This window comes from Rhodococcus mengyinensis (genome assembly GCF_048381435.1).
Taxonomy (GTDB): domain Bacteria; phylum Actinomycetota; class Actinomycetes; order Mycobacteriales; family Mycobacteriaceae; genus Rhodococcus_F; species Rhodococcus_F opacus_D.
Genome location: NZ_JBLWIT010000145.1, coordinates 184,549 through 204,158 on the forward strand (window position 1 = coordinate 184,549; position 19,610 = coordinate 204,158).

A 19,610-nucleotide genomic window follows, 5' to 3' on the forward strand; every position below is an offset into this window, starting at 1 on the left:
GCGTCGGCGGTGGCTCGGGCTTGGCGCTTACTTCCTCGCCCAGCGCACGGGCTCACGCGCTGACTTGAACTTGTCGCGCCATCTCCGCCCGTAACCAGTGCTCATGCCGCCCCGGAGGCCCTCCAGACACCTTCCGGTGAGTTGGGTACCAGTCAAATCGGCGTCAGTCAGATCTGCACCGCTAAGATTCGCTTCGGTCAGATTCGCATAACGCAGATCTGCGCCACGAAAGTAAGCATTTTCGAAATCCGCCCCGCGCGCGTAGATTCCCGTGCACTTCGCATTTGCGAGAATCGCTCGATCCAGAATCCCATTCTCAAGATCTGCTCTCGACAGGACTGCGCCGGACAAATTCGCTCCCGACAAGGTGATGCCGGCAAGGTGCGCCCGGTAGAGATCGATCGAAACCAAGCAACTGTCGGAGAGATCCGTATCGAGATGGCGCCAAACGTGCTTGGCCCCAGCGCCCACCGACCGCAACCACCAATCGGCACGGCGCGCAATCGCCTCGACTACCGCTTTTCGTAATTCACGTTCGCGAGCATTGAGTCCGACGGATCCATCATCTACACCCATACGCAGATAGGCTCGCAGCAGGTCGACCGAAGTCTGTGCGTCCGCACCCTGATCGGCACGAACCCACTCGTCTGCGAGCGCCGCTAAACCGTAAGCTCCTGCCAGGCGAACCGCAGATGATTCGTGGCCGAGCTGTGCAGAATGCGTGGTGTAACGATCGCGTCGGTCGCACTTAGGTTCTGCATTCTCATTCGCTTCGAACTGCTGCCGCTGGACGTCGCGCACCGACCGGAACTGCTCGCGGTCGAGCTTCCTTCTCAGCCACCCGGTCAGAAACGCGATCAGTGCGACTGCCGAACCGGCCAGGAACGTGGCCATCGGCTGTGTCAGCCCATCAAACTACATACCCCTCTGCCAGTACTGACGGCTCAGCGCCAACACCTGGATTCATCGACAATGTCGGACAGAGGTTTCCACGTACATACGACACGACTGGAGGTCAGAACGTCCGCGCTCGGGTTGGACCAGACGCGGCCTACTGCACACACGCGGCCATCGGGCCCAGTGGTGTGAGTACGGCGGCGCACGTTGCTCTTCTGGGCAGACCTCGTGTTCGCCGCCGAGTCGTCGCGACTAGCCGTTTTACTGCGCACCCGATTTCTGTCGGTCGTGCCGGGCATACTTCAGCGGCACGGGGGTGGGTTCGCGCTTCCCGTTGAACCGGAGGTGAGAACATGTGGCAAGTGATCGGGGTTCTACTCCTCGTCGGCGTTGTGGTTGCAGCGATCCAGACTCTTTGGCCGGTCGCCCTCGTCGCAGGAATTGGCTATCTCCTGTACCGGCTCATCCGGCACATCCTGAAGGAGCGCTACTTCGCCGGCGAGGAGTTCCTGGCACATAAGGCCGAGATCGCTTCGGTGGTCGCAGAGCACAATGAGATCGCTGGCTACGTCGCCGAGATCCGCAGCCGAGGAACCTTCGTACTCGGCGGGTCATCGACCGGTGCTCAGGCAAACCTGGCGACGTTCGACAACACCAGCCGCCACAAGTACCGGCGTGACCGCAACCTGGCCACTTATCAGTCTCCGCACGTTCACAACTGCTCGCTGCAGGTCGTTCGCAACGCCAGCGTCGACCCGATCAAGTACCTCATGAAGTACTTCGACATCAGGGCCAACGAGGAAGACCTCGCCGAGGTGGAGAGCCTCGGGGACGGCATCACCCGTCTGGAGGATGCGGTCGCGAACCTTCAGCAGCGGGAGGTCGGCATTACACAAATGGTCAACCCGCCGAAATTCATCCTTGAGCACTACTCCGACGAGCTCATGAAGCACATCGGAGTCGAGTTGTCGCCGATCAGCGTGCCGTACCCGGTCTATACCTTCGAGTACGTCAGTGCCGGTGGAAACAGCGGCCAGCGATCATCTGTCACTCTCAACCGGCAGACGATCGACGTGCTGATCGAAACTATGTCGCAGAAGATCAAGTGGCGGAAGAGCGCGGCCGGCCAGCGCGCGCTCATGACCACGACGCTGCGTAACATGATCAAGACCCGTGACAACCACACATGCCGGTACTGCTCGATTTCTCTGTCGGCGGAACCGCATCTGTTGCTGGAGGTGGATCACGTCATGCCTGTGTCCACGGGCGGTCTGACAGCGCCGGAGAATCTCCAAACCTTGTGCTGGCGGTGCAACCGGACCAAGTCGAACAAGATCATCGCAGCGGGGTAGGACGTGCCTGCGGAGCGTCATATCGCCTGCCCCGTGCTCTCGCACTCCGCCAGCTCGCACACCTCAAACGACCAGTTCGCCATCCGAAGCATGTGCCGCCGACCCTTCGACCTCGGATCGGACAGACGTCTCGGTCCTTATCGTGCTCGTGCCGCTCCATCCGATCCAGCCACGCCGCGACCTGGTCAACGGCACCTTCGTAGCGCGAGAAATGCCCCTAACTGCGGCTCAATGGTGCCCCCAGTCGGACTCGAACCGACACTGGGCGGATTTTAAGTCCGCTGCCTCTGCCAATTGGGCTATAGGGGCTACCGGTCGCCGAGGGTGTCGCTCGGCGACCGTGCGCAGATCACCCTAGCTCAGGCGATCGACAATGCGATTCCGTCGAGGATGTCGTGTTCGCTGACGACGAGTTGGTCGATGTCGGCCTTCTTCTCGAATGCGTCGGCCAGGGCGAGGGTCACGATCGCGCCGCCGCCGATGACGTCGACCCGCCCCGGGTGCATCGGGCCGAGGGCGGCCCGTTCGGTGTGGGTCATGGCGATCAGCGAGTTGCAGACCTCCCGCAGCCGGGGCATCGGGATGCGGGAGAGATGCACCTGCTCGGCGTCGTATTCGGGCAGTTCTTTGGCGAGCGCGGCGATGGTGGTCATCGTTCCGGCGACGCCGACCCAGGTGTGGGCCTGTTCGACGGGGACACGCGCGAACGCCTCGTCCAGGCGGTCCTGCGCGAACGCGCGGGCCTCCTCGACCTGTGCGGGTGTCGGCGGATCGTCATGGAGGCAGCGCTCCGTGATGCGCACGCACCCGATGTCGGTGGAGAAGGCGGCGTGGACGCCGGATTCGTCGCCCAGCACCACTTCGGTGGAACCGCCGCCGAGGTCCACGACCACGAACGGTCCCTGCGACGGATCGAGTTCCCCGACGGCCCCGTTGAACGACAGCCGTGCTTCCTCGTCGCCGGTGATGACCTCGGCCCCGGCGCCGGGGATGACGGTGCCCAGCACCTCGCGGGTCATCGAGAAGAAGTCTTCCCGGTTGGATGCGTCGCGGGTGGCGGATGTGGCCACCATGCGGACGGCGGTGGCGCCGGCGTCCGCGATCATTCCGGCGTACTCGCTCAACGCGACTCGGGTGCGTTCGATGGCCTCGGGCGCCAGGCGCCCGGTGGCGTCCACGCCCTGTCCCAGCCGGACGACGCGCATCTCGCGACACACGTCGTGCAGTGCGCCCTGCTCGTCGACGTCGGCGACGAGCAGACGGATGGAGTTCGTGCCGCAGTCGACGGCGGCGACGCGCGTCACTGCTCGGGACTTTCGACGTCGTCGATGCCGGGCCAGTCCGCGGGAATCGCGGTGCCCCTCAGCTTTCCGCCTGCCGCGGACGCGGCGAGTGCCACCGACTCGTCGCCCAGCGGGTTGACGCCCGGCCCCTTCGCCAGCGAGTGGGCCATCAGCACGTGCAGGCATTTGACGCGCTCGGGCATTCCGCCGCCGGTGAAGTCAGTTCCGAGGGGCTCGATGGCGTCGCGCTCGGCGAGATACGACTGGTGGGCGCGCAGGTACGCGGCCGCAAGCTCCGGATCCTGTCCGAGACGCTCGGTCATCTCACGCATCACCCCGGCAGACTCCTGCCGGCTGGCCTCCGCGGTCAGTCGCGGATCGGTCAGGTAGTACAGCGTCGGAAACGGTGTTCCGTCGGGAAGTTTGGGCGCGGTCTTCACGACGCCGGGCGTGCCGTCGGGACTGCGGTACGCGATCTCGAGCACTCCCCGCGGTTCGCGGCCCAGCTGGGCGGCGACGGCGTCGAGGTCTTCCTGCGGCACGGGGCTGGACGGGTCGGACGAATTAGTCACCCGGTGGGTTCTCCTGGTTCTGGCGGTACGGGCGGCGGCACCACGGGGGGCGCCGGAGCCGGTGCCGGCTGCACCTCGGGCGCGGCCGGCGGTTCTGAAATGGTCTTCCACAGGTCGGAGTACCAGGGGCCTGCCATCTCGGCGTCCTTCTCCTCCGGCTTCTCCGGCTCCTTGTAGTCGCCGGGCAACTGCACCTGGAACGGGGTGTCGCCGGGCTTCACCCACCGGAGCCGGCCGCGTGCCTGCGCCTCGATGTAGGCGGGGTCGGAGTAGCGCTCCTCGAGTATCCGCAGCTCCTGAAGATCCTTCTCGAGCTGAACCTGTTCCGCCGCAATACGATCCGCTTCCCCACGCTGGGTGAGGTAGTTGCGCAGCGGGACCGCGAGGGTGAGCGCGAGAAGCAGCACGACCATGACGAGGACGAGCGCCTTGCCCGTCGACAGTCCGAGGATCGTGTGCTCGGAGCGAATTGCGCGGGCGGCCCCGGCCGCACCTACCCGTCTCGGGCGGGCGCGACCGGGGAGCACCTTGCCGGTGTCGGAGCCGTCGACGGCGTCCGGTTTGCCGTCGGCCTGCCCCGGCGTCGTCGACTTGGTGGTGCGGGGGCGCCGCGCTCCGCCGGGAGTGCCGGCCGCCCGGTTTCCGCGGGCCCGTTCACCACGCCCGGAGCCCCGGCCGCCCGGACTTGCTCCGGACGACCGCGGCCTGCCGCGCTGTGCCACCTACTCCAACACCCCTTACTCGACTGTCGAACGTCAGCCTTCGAACGCGAACCGCGGGAACGCGACCTCGCCGGCGTAGCGGGCGGCGTCGCCCAGGTTCTCCTCGATGCGCAGCAGCTGGTTGTACTTGGCGACGCGCTCGCTGCGGGCGGGAGCACCGGTCTTGATCTGACCACTGCCCACGGCGACCGCGAGGTCGGCGATGGTGGTGTCCTCGGTCTCACCGGACCGGTGGCTCATCATCGTCTTGTAGCCGTTGCGGTGCGCGAGGTCGACGGCGTCGAGGGTCTCGGTCAGCGTGCCGATCTGGTTGACCTTCACCAGCAAAGCGTTCGCGGCACCCTTGACGATGCCCTCTTCCAGACGCTCCGGGTTGGTGACGAACAGGTCGTCACCGACGAGCTGGACCTTGTTGCCGATCTGATCGGTCAGGGCGACCCAGCCGTCCCAGTCGTCCTCGTCCAGCGGATCCTCGATGGACACGATCGGGTACGCGTCGACCAGCTCGGCGTAGAACGCCGACATCTCGGCCGCGGTCCGGTTGCTGCCCTCGAACTTGTAGCCGGTGCCGTCGGTGTAGAACTCGGTGGCGGCGACGTCGAGTGCCAGTGCCACGTCCGTGCCCAGGACCAGGCCCGTCTTGCCGATGGCGACGCTGATCAGGTCCAGTGCTTCCTTGGTGCCCGCGACGTCGGGGGCGAAGCCGCCCTCGTCACCGAGACCGGTGGCCAGGCCCTTCTCCTTCAGCACCGCCTTGAGGGCGTGGTACACCTCGGCGCCCCAGCGCAGCGACTCCTTGAACGTGGCGGCACCGATCGGGGCGACCATGAACTCCTGGACGTCGACACCGGTGTCGGCGTGCGCGCCACCGTTGAGGATGTTCATCATCGGGACGGGAAGGACGTGGGCGTTGGGGCCGCCGACGTAACGGAAGAGATCCAGACCCGACGACTCGGCGGCCGCGCGGGCCACCGCCAGCGACGCACCCAGGAGCGCGTTGGCGCCCAGACGCGACTTGTCCGGGGTGCCGTCGGCGTCCAGCAGGGCCTGGTCGACGGTCCGCTGCTCGGTGGCGTCGATTCCGATGATGGCCGGAGCGATCTCGCTCAGGACGGCCTCGACGGCCTTCTCGACACCCTTGCCGCCGTACCGGTCGCCGCCGTCTCGCAATTCGACGGCCTCGTGCTCACCGGTCGATGCGCCCGACGGAACCGCGGCGCGAGCGAAACTTCCGTCGTCGAGCAGCACCTCGACCTCCACCGTGGGGTTTCCACGGGAATCGAGGATCTCACGGGCTCCGACCTGCTCAATGATGGCCACTTGCTGATTCTCCTTATATGGGCTTCGCACTGTGCACCGACCGGTCCGATCGTGCCAGGGACACCAGATCGTGCCAGCACACAGCGTAACGGCACACCGAAACCGGCGCGGGATGGCGCGCCCCGCGGACGGCGAGCCGCCCGCGGGGCGCCTACCGATGTGGCGTCGATCACGTCACGAACCGGTGTCGGAAGGATTACGGGCGCACTCCGACCGAGTAGGCGGACGCACGGTCGCGTACCAGCGTGAGGTACTCGCCCGACAGGTTGTAGGCCATCAGCGCCGACTGCCAGCCCTCCGCAGCGGTGAGGTCGCCGCCCCGCTCGCAGAGGTAGCGGGCGGCGGTCAGCGCTGCGTCGTCGATGTTGTCGGCGTCGGCCACGTCGTCACCGTTGGCGTCGACCCCCCACCGCTTCCAGGTCTCGGGAATGAACTGCAGGGGTCCCATCGCGCGGTCGTGCACCGGGTCGCCGTCCATCGCCCCGCCGTCGGTGTCGGGGATTTCGGCGACACCGGGTCCCCCGTCGAGGGGGATGCCCCGGATCTCGGGCGTCACCTGACCGGTGGGCCCGACCGCCGAACCGGCGTGGGTGCCGTGCCGGCTCTCCACACTCGCGATTCCGGCGAGGGTGGTCCACCCGATTCCGCATTCCGGCTTCGTCTCGGCCATCACCGTCGCCGCGTAGCCGTACGCCTCGAGCGCGGTACTCCCGACGCCGATCGAGTCAGCCAGCCCGGCAGACCATCCGTGCAGCTGATCCGCCGAACGCCCGGGTGCGTTGATGTCGATCGGCGGGGTCGCCGCGCCGGGCCCGGGTGGGATGCCTTCCGGAATCGCGATCCTCGGTTGCTGCTCCCGCGAGCATGCGCCGTAGGCGAGAACCACGACCACCGTCGCCGCGAGAAGAGCGAACAGCGGTCCGGGCCATCGGGAACGACGTTTCGGACGCACGGGATATCGGTTCACGTCTCCATCATCCACACGAAACTCGTCGATCCCGGCCACCCGAGACCGCTCCCACACCGAGCCGGGTCACGGCGTGACAACACACCAAAGGTAAAGGGTTGTAAAAGTGCTGGTGAGGGCTTCTTCGGACAAGGAGGCGCGGTGTATGTTTTCCACAGGCCTAAGGTTCGCCTTGCCTATCGCAAGGTTGCCTACCCAACCTTGCGGACCACTCGGCTCGACCCCGCCTCGCCCAGGAGTGTGCATGTCCGTCCTCGCCGCAGGGACCGCGCCGTCGATCGCCACACAGCTGTTCGGCAGTGGATTGATCGGTCTGCGCGAGGGCCTCGAGGCAGGCATCGTCGTCATGATCCTTGCCGCGTTCCTCGTGAAAGCGGAGCGCAAGGACGCACTCAAGTGGGTCTGGCTCGGCGTCGGCATCGCCGTCGCGATGGTGGCCGCGATCTTCCTCGTCATCCACTACGGAACGTCCACCGTCACCGGACTCACCGCGGAGGTCATCGCCGGCGTCGCGTCCCTCGTCGCGGTCGCGATCGTCACCGTCATGGTGCTGTGGATGCGCAAGGCCGCGCGGACCATCTCCCACGATCTCAAGGCGGGCATGGAGAAAGCATTGGTCGCGGGGCCCATCGCGGTGCTCACCCTCGCGTTCTTCGCCGTCGGCCGGGAAGGCGTCGAGACGGCGCTGCTGATGGTCGGGTACGCCGAGAACACAGCGGGTAGCGCCTGGCCTCTCGTCGGCCTCCTGCTCGGTATCGTCGCCGCCGCGATAGTGACGGTGCTGTTGTACTTCGGCGCCGTCCGGCTCGACTTCGCGAAATTCTTCAAGTACACCGGCATCTTCCTGATCATCGTCGCCGCCGGAATCCTCGGGTACGGCATTCATGCCCTGCAGATCGGCGGCGTCCTGCCCGGCGGCTCGGCACTCGCCTTCGACATCTCGGACGGCTACGACGCGTCCAGCTGGTACGGCACCGTCCTGGCCGGGATCTTCAACTTCCGGCCCGACCCGACGGTCCTGCAGGCCGTCGCCTGGGTCGTGTACGTCGTCGTGGTCCTGTTCCTGTTCCTCCGGCCCGTTTCCGCACCCACACCGGCCCCCGCGGCTCCTGCAACCGATACGGCACCCGAGCGCACCGCCTCCCCCACCCCCGACGAGACCGTTTCATGAAAGGCACCTTCCGCCCATGAAGACCACGCGCCGAACCACCTTCGCCCTCGCCTCGGCCGCCCTGCTGCCGCTGGCGCTCGCAGGCTGCACCGAGAAGTCGACCGCGAGCAGCGACGACATCACCGTCACCGCGAACGACGACACGTGTGACGTCAGCGCCGACTCCGGAACCACCGGGAACAGCACGTTCCAAGTCACGAACAACGGCAGCAAGGTCACCGAGTTCTACGTATTCGCCGAGGGCGACCGGGCGATGGGTGAGGTCGAGAACATCGGTCCCGGGCTCACCCGCCAGCTGATCGTGTCGCTGCCCGACGCAGGCACCTACCAGCTCGCGTGCAAGCCCGGCATGGTCGGCAACGGCATCCGTCAGGACTTCACCGTCACCGGCGACTCGATGAGCGCGTCCGACGAGAGCGGACAGCTCGCCGAGGCCGCCGACGGCTACCGCCGCTACATCCGCAGCCAGGTCGTCGCCCTGCAGGACACGACGCAGCAGTTCGTCGACGCCGTCAAGGCGGGCAACGTCGAGCAGGCCAAGGCCCTCTTCCCCGTCTCCCGCACCTACTACGAGCGCATCGAGCCCGAGGCGGAGAGCTTCGGCGAACTCGACCCCAAGCTCGACCTGCGGGAGGCCGACCTCGAACCCGGGCAGGAATGGACGGGCTTCCACCGGCTCGAGAAGGATCTGTGGGTCACCGGTCCCCAACCCGACACCAACGCGATCGCCGACCAACTCGTCGTCGACGTCCAGTACCTCGCCGACCAGGTGAACGCCGAGGACTACACGATCGACCCCACCAAGATCGCCGGCGACGCGCAGGGGCTGCTCGACGAGATCTCGACGTCGAAGATCACCGGTGAGGAAGACATCTTCTCGCACACCGACCTGTGGGACTTCCAGGCCAACGTCGACGGCTCGCAGGCTGCGGTCGCCGCACTGCAGCCGATCATCGACGAACGCAATCCCGAACTGGCCGCGAACATCACCCAGCGTTTCGCGGACCTCGATGCCGAACTCGCTCAGTACCGACAGGGCGACGGGTTCGTCTTCTACGACACTGTCAACGAACAACAGCGCCAGGAACTGTCGCGCAAGATCGACGCCCTCTCGGCCGAGGTCAGCCAGGTTCAAGGCGTGGTAGCAGGCGCATAATCATGACTGATCCGACCGGTACGACCGACATGACTACCTCGGCGGACGAGCGCAAGGGAATGTCCCGACGACGTCTGTTCGGCGCCGTCGGGGCGGGAGCCGCCCTCGCCGGCGCCGGTGCACTCGTCGGGCGCGCCACCGCCGCCGAACCCCCGTTCTCGCACGCCGACGTCGTCGCCTTCCGGGGCGAACACCAGGCGGGCATCGTGACGCCCGCGCAGGACCGGATGCACTTCGTGGCGTTCGACGTCACCACGAAGTCCCGTGAGGAACTCGAAGCGCTGCTGAAGAAGTGGACCGTGATGGCCGAGCGGATGACCGCCGGCGAGGAGGCCACTCCAGACGGTGCCATCGGCGACGGCATCTACGTTCCGCCCAGCGACACCGGGGAGGCGCTCGGCCTGCCGGCGTCCCAGCTGACCCTCACCATAGGATTCGGGCCCTCACTGTTCGACGACCGGCTCGGCTTCGCGGCCAAGAAGCCTGCCGCGCTCGTCGACCTTCCGCACTTCCGGGCGGACAACCTCGATCCGGCGCGCAGCGGCGGCGACATCGCGATCCAGGCGTGTGCCAACGACCCGCAGGTAGCCGTCCACGCCATCCGCAACCTGGCGCGCGTCGCGTTCGGCACGGCCTCGGTCCGGTGGTCGCAGCTGGGGTTCGGCCGCACCTCGTCGACGTCGACCACTCAGGACACACCGCGAAACCTGTTCGGGTTCAAGGACGGAACGAACAACATCAAGGCCGAGGAACCCGGCGTCCTCGACCAGCACGTCTGGGTGGGCTCCGGCGACGACCAGGCGTGGATGGGCGGCGGCGCGTACCTCGTGGCGCGGCGGATCCGCATGCTCATCGAGCAGTGGGACCGCACCGTGCTCGGCGAGCAGGAACGAGTGATCGGACGGTCCAAGGGCACCGGCGCCCCCCTGAGCGGCGAGGCCGAATTCGACGAACTCGACTTCGATTCCAAGAAGGGTCACGACCCGGTGATCGACGTCGACGCGCACGTGCGACTGGCGTCCGCTCAGGAACTCGGCGGCATCCAGATCCTGCGTCGCGGATACAACTTCACCGACGGCTCCGATGGCTTCGGCCACCTCGACGCCGGACTCTTCTTCATCGCCTACTGCCGCAACCCGCAGGAACAGTTCGTGCCGATGCAGCTCAACCTGTCCAGGACCGACGCGATGAACGAGTACATCCAGCACGTCGGGTCCGCCCTCTTCGCCTGCCCGCCCGGCCTCGCCGAGGGGCAGTACTGGGGTCAGGGCCTGTTCACGTAGAGCCTCCCGATCCCGCGCACCTGACACCGCGTATGCATCAACGGTGTCGGCCGAGCAACCGAAGGTCGAGCTGGTCGGGGGGCAGCGGGCGGCCGTGGTAATGCCCCTGGGTGACGTCGCAGCCGTATCGACGCAAGGCACGCAGGGTGTCTTCGTCTTCGACGCCTTCCGCGACCAGAGACGCGCCCAGGCTGTGTGCGAGCTCCACGGTCGATCGGACGATCGCGACCGATCGAGGATCGCTGGCGAGGCGGGCGACGAAGACCCTGTCGAGTTTGAGCTCATCGACGGCGAGGTCCTGCAGATAGGCAAGAGAGGACCAGCCGGTGCCGTAGTCGTCGATCGACAATCCGATTCCCAGACCCTGCAGCGCCTCGACCACCCTTCTGGCGCGCCGGTAGTCGGTCATCAGGACGCTTTCGGTGATCTCGAGGATCAACGTGTCGGCGGGTAACCGAAGGTCGTCCAGGAGTCGGTCGATCTCCGCGACCAGGTCTGCGTCGAGCAGATTCGTGACCGACAGGTTCACTGCGACGGTCAGCGATATACCGTGATCGAGCCAGCTCCGCGCCTGACCCAGCGCAAGCTCCAGCACTCTCGCTGTCAGTGGACGCATCAATCCTGACTGCTCGGCCTGAGGAAGGAATTGATCGGGTAGGAGTAAGCCGCGGAGGGGATGCTCCCACCGAACGAGAGCCTCGACGCCGTGCACCTGGTCGTCGCAGGCACTGACCTTCGGCTGGTAGTAGCACGTGAGCTCGCCACCATCGATCGCCGTGCGCAGCTCGTCGATGGTCTGCCTCTCCTCGATGCTGCGCTGGTACTCGGCGGTGTCGTACACCGCGATCGTGCGGCGGGTGGACTTGGCGCGATACACAGCCACTCCGGCGCACTGCAGCAGATCCTGAGGGTTTGTGCAGTGTTGGGGGCAGAGGGCGATCCCGATCCGCGCCTCGACGCGCACCGTGACCTCGTCGAGGTCGAAAGGCTCGTTTACTGCCTCGAGGAGCTGACCGGCCAGTGCCCGGGCGTCCGTGAGGTCGATCCCTGCCGGCAGCAGGACCGCGAAGGCGTCTCCGTCGAGGCGTGCCGGCAGATCACCCGGTCGCACCGACCGAGCCAGCCGGTCGGCAATCTGGCACAGCAATTGATCGCCCACGTTACGTCCGAACGAGTCGTTGATCTCCTTGAAGCGGTCCACATCCATCAGCAGCAGGCCCGGCCCCGGCCCCTGCCCCGTCCCAGGCTGTGCCGCCTGGTCGAAGTATGCGGCCGTCAGCGCCGCCATGATCGCCCGACGATTGGCCAGGTCGGTGAGGTCATCGGTGCTCGCCTGGCGGTGGCTGTCGGCCAGGACGACGACTTCCCGGAACGTCACCGCGAATCGGGCTGCGACCGTGACGAGGCTGAGCGCGGCGAGCACCACCGCGAGCCCAGGCAACCGTGCATCGTGGTCGAGGACCAGCAGCCCCACCGAAGCGGCAGTGCACACCAGTGGAGGTACCCAGATACCCAGTCCCGGTAGCTGACCGGACTGTCTTCGGCCGGGGGCTCGCCAACTGGCCACGGCCACGAGCATCGCGGCGGCGTACGGGAGCGCATCGATCCACGTGACCTCCACGTGACCGGCAGCAGTGCGGAACAGGTTGACAGTGTCGGCCACCGCGAACAGCACGAACCCCGCGACCAGCAGCACCCACCGCGGCTCGGCCCGCCACCCCAGCACCGCGAGTGCCCCGACCGCGAGTGCCAACAGCAGCACGTCTCCCGCCGGGTAGGCCAACCCGACGATCACCGCCGCGGGTGATCTTTCGGCGGCCGAGTCGATCGGACCGAATGCGACGGCCGTTGCCAGCGCCGCCAGCGTCAACCCTGCGGTGATGGCGTCCAACCAGATCTCGGTCGGCAACCGCCGCACTCGCGAGCGCAGGAGCACCACCAACCCGGCGTACACAAGTGGGTAGAACGCCAGTTTCAGCAGATCGGCCACCGATGGTGACTGGCCGTCAGGCAGCCACGACATCGACACGACATCGCCCACACACCAGCTGGTCATTCCCAGCGCGATCAGCCACCACGCCCGCCGCTCGGTCGGAATACACCACGCGCGAGCCGCAACCAGAAAGGCGGCCGACAAAGCCAGTCCGTTGTAGAGCACTCCGTGCAGCACGATCCAACCCGCTTGATCACCTGCCCCCAGCACGATCCCGAACAGGACCACACCGATCAGCAGAATCCCCAGCCCCGCCATGACGCCACGCCGCGCCCGATCGGATGGCGACACCCAGCTCACCCGAGCCGGTCGGTGTCGGTTGTGTGCAGACCTCGCCACCGACACGACGTCCCCTCCCGCTACAACCTGATCCGTCACGGGTCGTGCGTGTCGCGGTGTGTTCGTGGCTTCCCCGGGTCCGAGGCTGTGAGTCGGATTGTCGTCGCAGGTCAGCGCGTCCTTCGCGTCGGAGTCGGCCGGGTCCGGCACGTAACTGCGCAGGCAACCACCACCGCAGCGCTTGGCCGCATACATTGCCAGATCTGCCTGTTTGAGCAGGCTCTCGGTCGTCGCGCCGGCGACAGTGGAAATGGTGAGCCCGATGCTGGGGCGGATGGAGAGCACGACACCGTCGATGATGAACGGCGGGGTGAATGCCTCCAGTACCCGATCCGCGGCCGACAGGGCATCTTGGACGCTGCCTTCGACCAGTGCCGCGAACTCGTCGCCTCCGAGCCGGGCGACGGTGTCGGTGCTCCGCATGCACCCGGTGAGCCGTTCGGCGACGCGGATCAACAGCTCGTCCCCGGCGGGATGGCCGAGGCTGTCGTTGACAGTTTTGAAATCGTCGAGATCCACACAGAGCACCACGATCGGGGTGAGTTCCCGGCGCTGGCGCTGCACTGCTTGGTCGAGCCGATCGAGAAACAAGGCACGGTTCGCCAGTCCGGTCAGTCGGTCGCGGAAGGCCTGCCGGGCCACGGTGAGCAACAACCGTCGGTTCTCGGCCAGGACGATGAACTGCCGTGCCAGCAAGGCGATCACCAGGACGATGATCGCAGCGGGAATCGGCCCGGAGCCCAGGCTGGGCAGCTCCTGCTGTAGGCCGACGGCGGCGGCCAGCAGCAACGGAAGGTACGGCAACCACAACCGTGTTCGAGACGGAATCTGGGCCGGAACCGGTTCGGGTGACGGCTCGCGGGTGCTCGACAGCGCCGCCAGACCAATCGCGGCGAAGGCGGCCACCCAGCCCAGGTCGGTAACGCCGCCGTTGTGATACGTGCCCAGCGCGGTCAGGTACGAGACTGCGCTGGCCGACAACGCCATCAGAATGATCCCGATGCACAGCAGTCCCATGGTCAAGCGTTGCCCGGCCCGCGCTCGGGTCAGCACCACAATTGCCATCGTCGCAATCACCAGGTCCGCGACAGGATAGGCGAGGGATAACACGAGGGAGACCGGTGTGGCGCTCCCCGCGCGGTAGACGCTGCCGAGCACGCTCACCCACGACATCACGAACAGTGAACCGGCCACGATGATTCCGTCCAGAATCAGCCGGGTACGGGACTGTCCGCTGTCGCCGGTCGGGAACAGCAACAGCGCCGCGCATGCGCCGACCGGAAACAGCAGGTACGCAGCAGCCGCCGAGGAAGGAAACGGTATCTGATCACTTCCCTGCCACACCACGTAGTAGCACCAGATGGCTTGGCCGACCGACCAGGCCGCCAGCCCACCCGCCAACGCCAGCCAGCTGCGGCGGCGGCTGCCGCGTCCTCTCCAGGCAGCCCACGCGGTACACCCGGTCGCGACGAGAGCGAACACCAGCAGGCCCACGTCGACAACCACCGTGGTCGTAAACGTGCCACCCCACCCTCGCCACAGCGCCAGCGCGAACAGCAGCGCTGGGACGATGAATACGACCGCGATCGCCCACAGACCGCCTTTCCAGAGGGCCTCGGCGTTTGACGACGTCCCCACCCGCGCGGCTGTCCGATGTTCCATCGCCACCACCCGAACTGCCGCCTGCCGTCAGGAAGAATTGGATTCAAAGTTTCCAGAAGTCCATCTTTGCACGACATGCATACTGAAATATAGCCCATAAACAAACCTATGGTTTGTTTATGGGCTGCCCTATGTCGGTACTCGTCACTCCGCACGCACGTTCAACGCTGCCGAATCCCGAACTCCAGCCGGCGCGCGTTCGAGATCGGTCAGCGGCCCACGAGTTTCCGGATCAACCGGGGAAGGCGCCGCCGAAACCGCGGACAGTCGCAGAGAGCACAGGACGTGCCCTGGCGGTAATGCTCGTGAGCGGCGAATGGGTGGCCGCAGCGGCACTCTGACTTCGACACGGCCATGAACCTGATTCTATTCACACCCGAAACTCGTCCCGGACGTCACTGGGAGAACCTCACCCAGTCCACCAGCATGGTGGCCGGAAAGCGTGTCGACGACGTGATCGGGCCTGGCCAGTTCCCGCCGACGGCCACATCGAGCAGCAGGTACGCCGGGGAGTCGAACACCCAGCGTTCCTCGGGTCGCAGATCCGCTGTGGTGACCGTGCCGACGATGTTCCCGTCGATGCCCACCGAGATGCGGCCGGGCGCTTTGATCAGGGCGTAGTCGTGGAAACCCGCGCTGAGGTTCGCACCGATCGAGCCGTCCGTCGAGCGTTCCCAGTGTCCGCCGCCGACGGTCGGGCCGTGCACTCCCGCGTGGTATCGGGAACCGTCCCCGACCACCTCGAGGATGTCGATCTCGCCGCAGGCAGGCCACCCGACGCTCGTGATGTTGCTCCCGAGCGTCCAGAACGCGGGATGGATTCCCGGGCCGGACGGTACCTGAATCCGTGCCTCGATCACCCCGTACGTGAATTCGAACTTTCCGCGCGTCACGAGCCGAGCCGACGTGAAGCCGCCACCGTTTCTGCGGGCCTCGACGACGAGACGACCGTTACCGTCGAGACGCGAATTTTGGCGGGAGTCGGTGTACACCTGCTTCTCGTTGTTGCCCCACCCACCGCCGCCGAGGTCGTAGCCCCACAACAATGGATTGGGCGCCGCGTTCGCGGGTCCGTCGAATTCGTCGCTGCCGATCACGGTGTGTCCGGGGTAGGCGGTCCGGACGCCTCCACCGCCGGGCGCGGCAGCGGCAGCAGCCGGGGTGAGGGACAGCGCGCACAGCGCCACCGAGCACGTCAACGCAATCTCGACCAGGGCCGAGCGCATCCGCTGCATGTGCCGATACTAAGTGTCGCCGCGATCGGTCGTGACCGAATACGCGACGTGGCCGTTACCGGCGCGGCCCCGTGTAACGGAAGATCGTGCTGTTGTCGTCCTGCGCGTACACGGACCAGTCGGGGCCGGACCGCATCTGGTCCTCGAAGTTCTCGACGGATCCGTCCGGCAGATAACCGTAATAGCGGATGGCGGCAGTGCCCTGCGTGTTGAACACGAGATACGTGTCGCCGTCTCGTTCCGCCGCATCCGCGGTGAGCATCTCGATCTGGCCGCCGTGCGGGAAGCCCTCCAGCACGGCCGGGGGCAAGGCCAGCAAGGGCTGATCGAAATCCTTGTCGACGACGGCGAATTTGATGTAGTCGGCGCTGATCCGAGTGGGGAGGCCGGCGGGATAGAGGGACATGATCGTCGCCGACGGCTTCTCGTTCGCGAGGATGTCCTTCGCGAACGTCACCTGGGACTGATATCCGATGACGAGCGACCACAACCCGAAATAGCCTTGCAAGCCGGCGAACGTCACGTAGGCCAGTCCGCTTGCGAGTCCGACCGGGACGACTCGGCGAAGCACTCCGGACCGGAACCTGACGGTGAGCGCGTCCACGAGGATCGGCGCGATGAGAATCGCGCAGCCGGGCACGGCGTAGAGATAGACCCGGAAGATCGCCTCACCGCCGTAGCTCTGACCGGCCAGCAGGGCAAACGAGCTGAACGCCATGACGGTCCCGACCCAAGCGGGACGTGCGCGACGCCAGAGAAGGATCGCACAGACCACGGCGAGCAGGATGATGCCCGCGGACAGGGAACGGCACACGGCGGAGGTGAAGATCTTCCCGAACGTGCCGACGGCGGTCACGTTGCTGGCGGCGTTGTCGACCGGGTTGAATCCGGACAGCAACCCGTACGGTGCCACGATGTCCAGCCGGGGAACGAGATAGGCCACGAGGATCGCGAAGTAGGGAACGGGGAGCCACCACGGGCGGATCTTCCGCGTCACCGCCAGGGCAACCGTCACGCCGAACAGCCAGTACGGGGTCAGCTGATGGGTGGGCACCAGGGCAGCAAACACGAGGATCGACAGGTACGCCGCAGAGCGGTGCTCCGTCGACACCACGAGCAGTGCCACCACACCCAATGCCATGACGAGGGCGACAGCCTGCGGCGAGAAGTAGTCCTGCCCCACCCAGTTGGCGAGTTCCGCCACCATCGCGGCCGTCAGTGCCACCCGCATGCCGAACCCGAGGAGCCGGGCGATCGCGGCGATCACGACGGCCAGCAGCACGTGGATCACCGGCGCGAACCAGTGGGCGATCGACATCATGTCCACGGATGTGATGTCGCCGAACCACGCGAATGCGGTGAAGAAGCCCGGCCACTCGCCGTAGATGTCGACGCCCTTCGGCGGCAGTGTCTGGAACTGCTGGATGTAGTCGACCACGCCGAGGTGCTTGTACGTCCACCCGTAGATGGGAACGTCGGTGACGAGGGTCGGGGTGAGCCGTTCCACCGCGATCACGCCCAGCACGGCAACGGCAGCGGTCCCGACAGCCCTCTCGCGAAGAGCCCAGACGAACGCGCCGAGCATCATCACGGCGCACACCACGAGGCCGGGCCCACTTCCGACGAACAGCAGACCGAACTGTGAATACGCGGTGGAGCCGAGACCGAAGAGCACCACCACCCACGCGGCAAGGGCCACGGCAACGAGGATCAGCGGCCGGTTTCGGCGAGCGGCATACCACCATTGCGACAGACGGAACGACACCTGCTGCACGGTCACCGCGCGAACCGGCTCTGCGCCGGTGTCCTGCCAGCGATGCCGCAGCGCGGACGCGACGACGGCCAGGACCATCACCAGCAGCAGACCCGTCGCGGGCCATCGGTAGAACCAGGCCAGGACGGTCGTGGCCGCAGTCACCACAGACAGCCCGAGAACGGGGACGGCCGCGACGGCTGCGGCAAGCGGTATCCGCAACCACGTCACGATCGCGAGCCCCGGTCCGATCAACACGAATACCGTCAGCAGTACCGCATTCACCGACGACGGAAGCGGCGCCAGGGACGTCAGTCCCGCGACCGCCGAGGCCAGCGCGGCGACGTCGTAGTACCGGGTCAGCTCCGGAGCCCTCGCGTCGAGTCGCTCCGCAGTGAGGAGATCACTCATCGGTCACCCGCACCCAGTCGACGAGCATCGCGGCCGGAAACGTTGTGTCGGCTCCGACGTCGCCCGGCCACCGTCCACCGACGGCGACATTCAGCAACAGGAAGAACGGCTTGTCGAACACCCACTCCTGCCCCGGGTCCACGTCGGCACGCGAGAACTCGCCCGTCACCGCGTCGTCGATGCCGAACGTGATCCGGTCCGGCGACCGCTCCACCCAGTAGTCGTGGAAATCGTCCGACATGGTTCCGCTGCCTTCGGCTTTCACCTCCCAGGGTGTGCCGTCCGCGGACGGGCCGTGCAGCGCACTGTGATAGAACGACGCGTCGTTGATGGTCTCGATCACGTCGATCTCCCCCGACTGCGGCCAGCCCACACGGTTGACGTCCGTGCCCATCAACCAGAACGCCGGGTGCAGGCCCTGTCCGCTCGGCAGCTTGATGCGGGCCTCGGCCCGTCCGTACTGGAATGCGAAGCGGTCGAGGGTGACAAGCCGGGCGGACGTGTACCCCGATCCGTCGGGACGGGCTTCGATCACGAGGTTGCCCTCACCGTCGAGCCTGGAATTGACGGGATCGTCCGTGTACACCTGCGCCTCGTCGTTACCCCAGCCGCCTCCCCCGACCGCGTGTCCCCAGTAGCGGGGGTCGGGCGAGGTTCCGGCGGGCCCGACGAAATCGTCGAACATGAGCACCGACTCACCCTTCCTCGACGCCTGCGCGACATCGCTCGACGCGTACCACCCGGTGGCGCCGATGCAGACGAGCGCGAGGAACACCGTCACCGCAGACACGGCGCGGGTCCTGCGTGGACGGTTCAGCTGCCTATGCACCGGCACCGTCTCCGACCGGGACGACAGCCGAACGTCGAACCGACTGCAGCTGCGTCACGAGGTGGACGCACACGACGAACCCGAGGATCGCCGAGTAGGCCGCAACCCGTTCGATACCGCCCACGCCGAGACCGACGTCCCAGGAGTAGGTGAAGCAGAAGTACCCCACCAGTCCGAGCACCCCCAGTGCGAGGGCGACGTACGTTGCCGGTCCGGACATCTGAGGCCAGACGGTGAGTGCCGTCGTGAGCGTGAAGAGACTGCCGAAGATCAGGAACAGCGTGGCACCGAGCGAATGCACTTCCCAGTGCGTGTTCGACGGCGCGAGACCGACCACTATTCCGCCGATCCCGGCCACCACCAGGAAGACGACGGGGGCCGGCGGCAGCACCCGTTCGATGCGGTGCCACAGGACGGCGGCCACCAAATACGCGAGTCCGGTCACCACGAACGACGCGTCCATCAGCAGGGATGTCTTGCTGCACGGCGCGTTTCCGTCCGTCCCGCAGAACGGGACGCCGAGGTCGCTGACGAAATTGGCAGAGTAGCTGTAGTGACCGCGCCACGTGCCGGCGACGAGGAATTCGACGACGAAGAACTGCAGTACGGCAACGGTGAGGTACAGCGGAGTCCGCTTCGAGGTCTCGAGGACGTGTGAGGGCATG

The 19,610-nt window shown here is 66.5% G+C and carries 15 protein-coding genes and 1 tRNA gene; 4 read left to right on the forward strand and 12 right to left on the reverse strand.

Annotated features, from left to right (window positions below; all coding sequences use genetic code 11):
* Positions 1-27 precede the first annotated feature (27 nt).
* Positions 28-894: a pentapeptide repeat-containing protein gene (locus ACNJ7E_RS37310; RefSeq protein ID WP_418342202.1), complete on the reverse strand. Its 867-nt coding sequence runs from the start codon at positions 892-894 to the stop codon at positions 28-30.
* 356 nt (positions 895-1,250) lie between these two features.
* Between ACNJ7E_RS37310 and ACNJ7E_RS37315 the strand changes: the two genes are divergently transcribed.
* Positions 1,251-2,249, forward strand: a complete 999-nt coding sequence (locus tag ACNJ7E_RS37315; protein WP_418342203.1) for an HNH endonuclease — start codon at positions 1,251-1,253, stop codon at positions 2,247-2,249.
* 232 nt (positions 2,250-2,481) lie between these two features.
* On the opposite strand, the gene ACNJ7E_RS37320 is transcribed toward ACNJ7E_RS37315, so the two are convergent.
* The 6 genes from ACNJ7E_RS37320 to ACNJ7E_RS37345 all read right to left on the reverse strand — a co-directional run bounded on the left by ACNJ7E_RS37320 (position 2,482) and on the right by ACNJ7E_RS37345 (position 7,113).
* A tRNA-Leu gene (locus tag ACNJ7E_RS37320) sits at positions 2,482-2,558 on the reverse strand.
* Positions 2,559-2,608: 50 nt separating this feature from the next.
* The gene (locus tag ACNJ7E_RS37325) at positions 2,609-3,553 is read right to left on the reverse strand and encodes a Ppx/GppA phosphatase family protein (RefSeq protein ID WP_418342204.1); all 945 of its coding nucleotides are present in this window, start codon (positions 3,551-3,553) and stop codon (positions 2,609-2,611) included.
* Positions 3,550-4,104 carry a DUF501 domain-containing protein gene (locus ACNJ7E_RS37330; protein ID WP_280781467.1) on the reverse strand — a complete coding sequence of 185 codons (555 nt, stop codon included), beginning with the start codon at positions 4,102-4,104 and terminating at the stop codon, positions 3,550-3,552. The genes ACNJ7E_RS37325 and ACNJ7E_RS37330 overlap by 4 nt, the downstream gene beginning before the upstream one ends.
* Positions 4,101-4,826 (reverse strand): FtsB family cell division protein, encoded by a 726-nt coding sequence (locus ACNJ7E_RS37335; protein ID WP_418342205.1) that lies wholly within the window; start codon positions 4,824-4,826, stop codon positions 4,101-4,103. Before ACNJ7E_RS37335 ends, ACNJ7E_RS37330 begins: the two co-directional genes overlap by 4 nt.
* A 33-nt stretch (positions 4,827-4,859) precedes the next feature.
* On the reverse strand, positions 4,860-6,146 hold the full coding sequence (gene eno / locus ACNJ7E_RS37340; RefSeq protein WP_280781465.1) for a phosphopyruvate hydratase: 1,287 nt from the start codon (positions 6,144-6,146) through the stop codon (positions 4,860-4,862).
* A gap of 196 nt (positions 6,147-6,342) precedes the next feature.
* Positions 6,343-7,113, reverse strand: a complete 771-nt coding sequence (locus ACNJ7E_RS37345) for a lytic murein transglycosylase (RefSeq protein ID WP_418342206.1) — start codon at positions 7,111-7,113, stop codon at positions 6,343-6,345.
* Positions 7,114-7,357: 244 nt separating this feature from the next.
* Between ACNJ7E_RS37345 and efeU the strand changes: the two genes are divergently transcribed.
* Genes efeU through efeB form a run of 3 tightly spaced genes read left to right on the forward strand, consistent with a single transcriptional unit; the run spans position 7,358 to position 10,723 of the window.
* Positions 7,358-8,284: an iron uptake transporter permease EfeU gene (efeU, locus tag ACNJ7E_RS37350; RefSeq protein WP_280781463.1), complete on the forward strand. Its 927-nt coding sequence runs from the start codon at positions 7,358-7,360 to the stop codon at positions 8,282-8,284.
* A gap of 16 nt (positions 8,285-8,300) precedes the next feature.
* The gene (gene efeO, locus ACNJ7E_RS37355; protein WP_418342207.1) at positions 8,301-9,440 is read left to right on the forward strand and encodes an iron uptake system protein EfeO; all 1,140 of its coding nucleotides are present in this window, start codon (positions 8,301-8,303) and stop codon (positions 9,438-9,440) included.
* A 2-nt stretch (positions 9,441-9,442) separates the two neighbouring features.
* Complete coding sequence (gene efeB, locus ACNJ7E_RS37360; protein WP_418342208.1) at positions 9,443-10,723, forward strand: iron uptake transporter deferrochelatase/peroxidase subunit; 1,281 nt, start codon at positions 9,443-9,445, stop codon at positions 10,721-10,723.
* Positions 10,724-10,760: 37 nt separating this feature from the next.
* Here efeB and ACNJ7E_RS37365 read toward each other — a convergent pair whose 3' ends face one another.
* The 5 genes from ACNJ7E_RS37365 to ACNJ7E_RS37385 all read right to left on the reverse strand — a co-directional run bounded on the left by ACNJ7E_RS37365 (position 10,761) and on the right by ACNJ7E_RS37385 (position 19,609).
* On the reverse strand, positions 10,761-14,717 hold the full coding sequence (locus ACNJ7E_RS37365) for a diguanylate cyclase domain-containing protein (RefSeq protein ID WP_418342209.1): 3,957 nt from the start codon (positions 14,715-14,717) through the stop codon (positions 10,761-10,763).
* Between the two features lie 395 nt (positions 14,718-15,112).
* Positions 15,113-15,952: a glycoside hydrolase family 16 protein gene (locus ACNJ7E_RS37370; RefSeq protein WP_418342210.1), complete on the reverse strand. Its 840-nt coding sequence runs from the start codon at positions 15,950-15,952 to the stop codon at positions 15,113-15,115.
* A 55-nt stretch (positions 15,953-16,007) separates the two neighbouring features.
* Positions 16,008-18,116, reverse strand: a complete 2,109-nt coding sequence (locus ACNJ7E_RS37375; RefSeq protein WP_280781458.1) for a hypothetical protein — start codon at positions 18,114-18,116, stop codon at positions 16,008-16,010.
* Positions 18,109-18,906, reverse strand: a complete 798-nt coding sequence (locus ACNJ7E_RS37380; protein ID WP_283331439.1) for a glycoside hydrolase family 16 protein — start codon at positions 18,904-18,906, stop codon at positions 18,109-18,111. The genes ACNJ7E_RS37375 and ACNJ7E_RS37380 overlap by 8 nt, the downstream gene beginning before the upstream one ends.
* 31 nt (positions 18,907-18,937) lie before the next feature.
* Positions 18,938-19,609, reverse strand: coding sequence for a DUF998 domain-containing protein (locus tag ACNJ7E_RS37385; protein WP_280781456.1), 672 nt, complete (start codon positions 19,607-19,609; stop codon positions 18,938-18,940).
* Position 19,610: the final 1 nt, after the last annotated feature.

Coding starts and splice junctions, on each gene's coding strand:
- ACNJ7E_RS37370 (WP_418342210.1), bottom strand. CDS start 15,952: ATGCAGCGGATGCGCTCGGCCCTGGTCGAGATTGCGTTGACGTGCTCG.
- ACNJ7E_RS37385 (WP_280781456.1), bottom strand. CDS start 19,609: ATGCCCTCACACGTCCTCGAGACCTCGAAGCGGACTCCGCTGTACCTC.
- efeU (WP_280781463.1), top strand. CDS start 7,358: ATGTCCGTCCTCGCCGCAGGGACCGCGCCGTCGATCGCCACACAGCTG.
- ACNJ7E_RS37375 (WP_280781458.1), bottom strand. CDS start 18,116: ATGAGTGATCTCCTCACTGCGGAGCGACTCGACGCGAGGGCTCCGGAG.
- efeB (WP_418342208.1), top strand. CDS start 9,443: ATGACTGATCCGACCGGTACGACCGACATGACTACCTCGGCGGACGAG.
- ACNJ7E_RS37365 (WP_418342209.1), bottom strand. CDS start 14,717: ATGGAACATCGGACAGCCGCGCGGGTGGGGACGTCGTCAAACGCCGAG.
- ACNJ7E_RS37315 (WP_418342203.1), top strand. CDS start 1,251: ATGTGGCAAGTGATCGGGGTTCTACTCCTCGTCGGCGTTGTGGTTGCA.
- ACNJ7E_RS37310 (WP_418342202.1), bottom strand. CDS start 894: ATGGCCACGTTCCTGGCCGGTTCGGCAGTCGCACTGATCGCGTTTCTG.
- efeO (WP_418342207.1), top strand. CDS start 8,301: ATGAAGACCACGCGCCGAACCACCTTCGCCCTCGCCTCGGCCGCCCTG.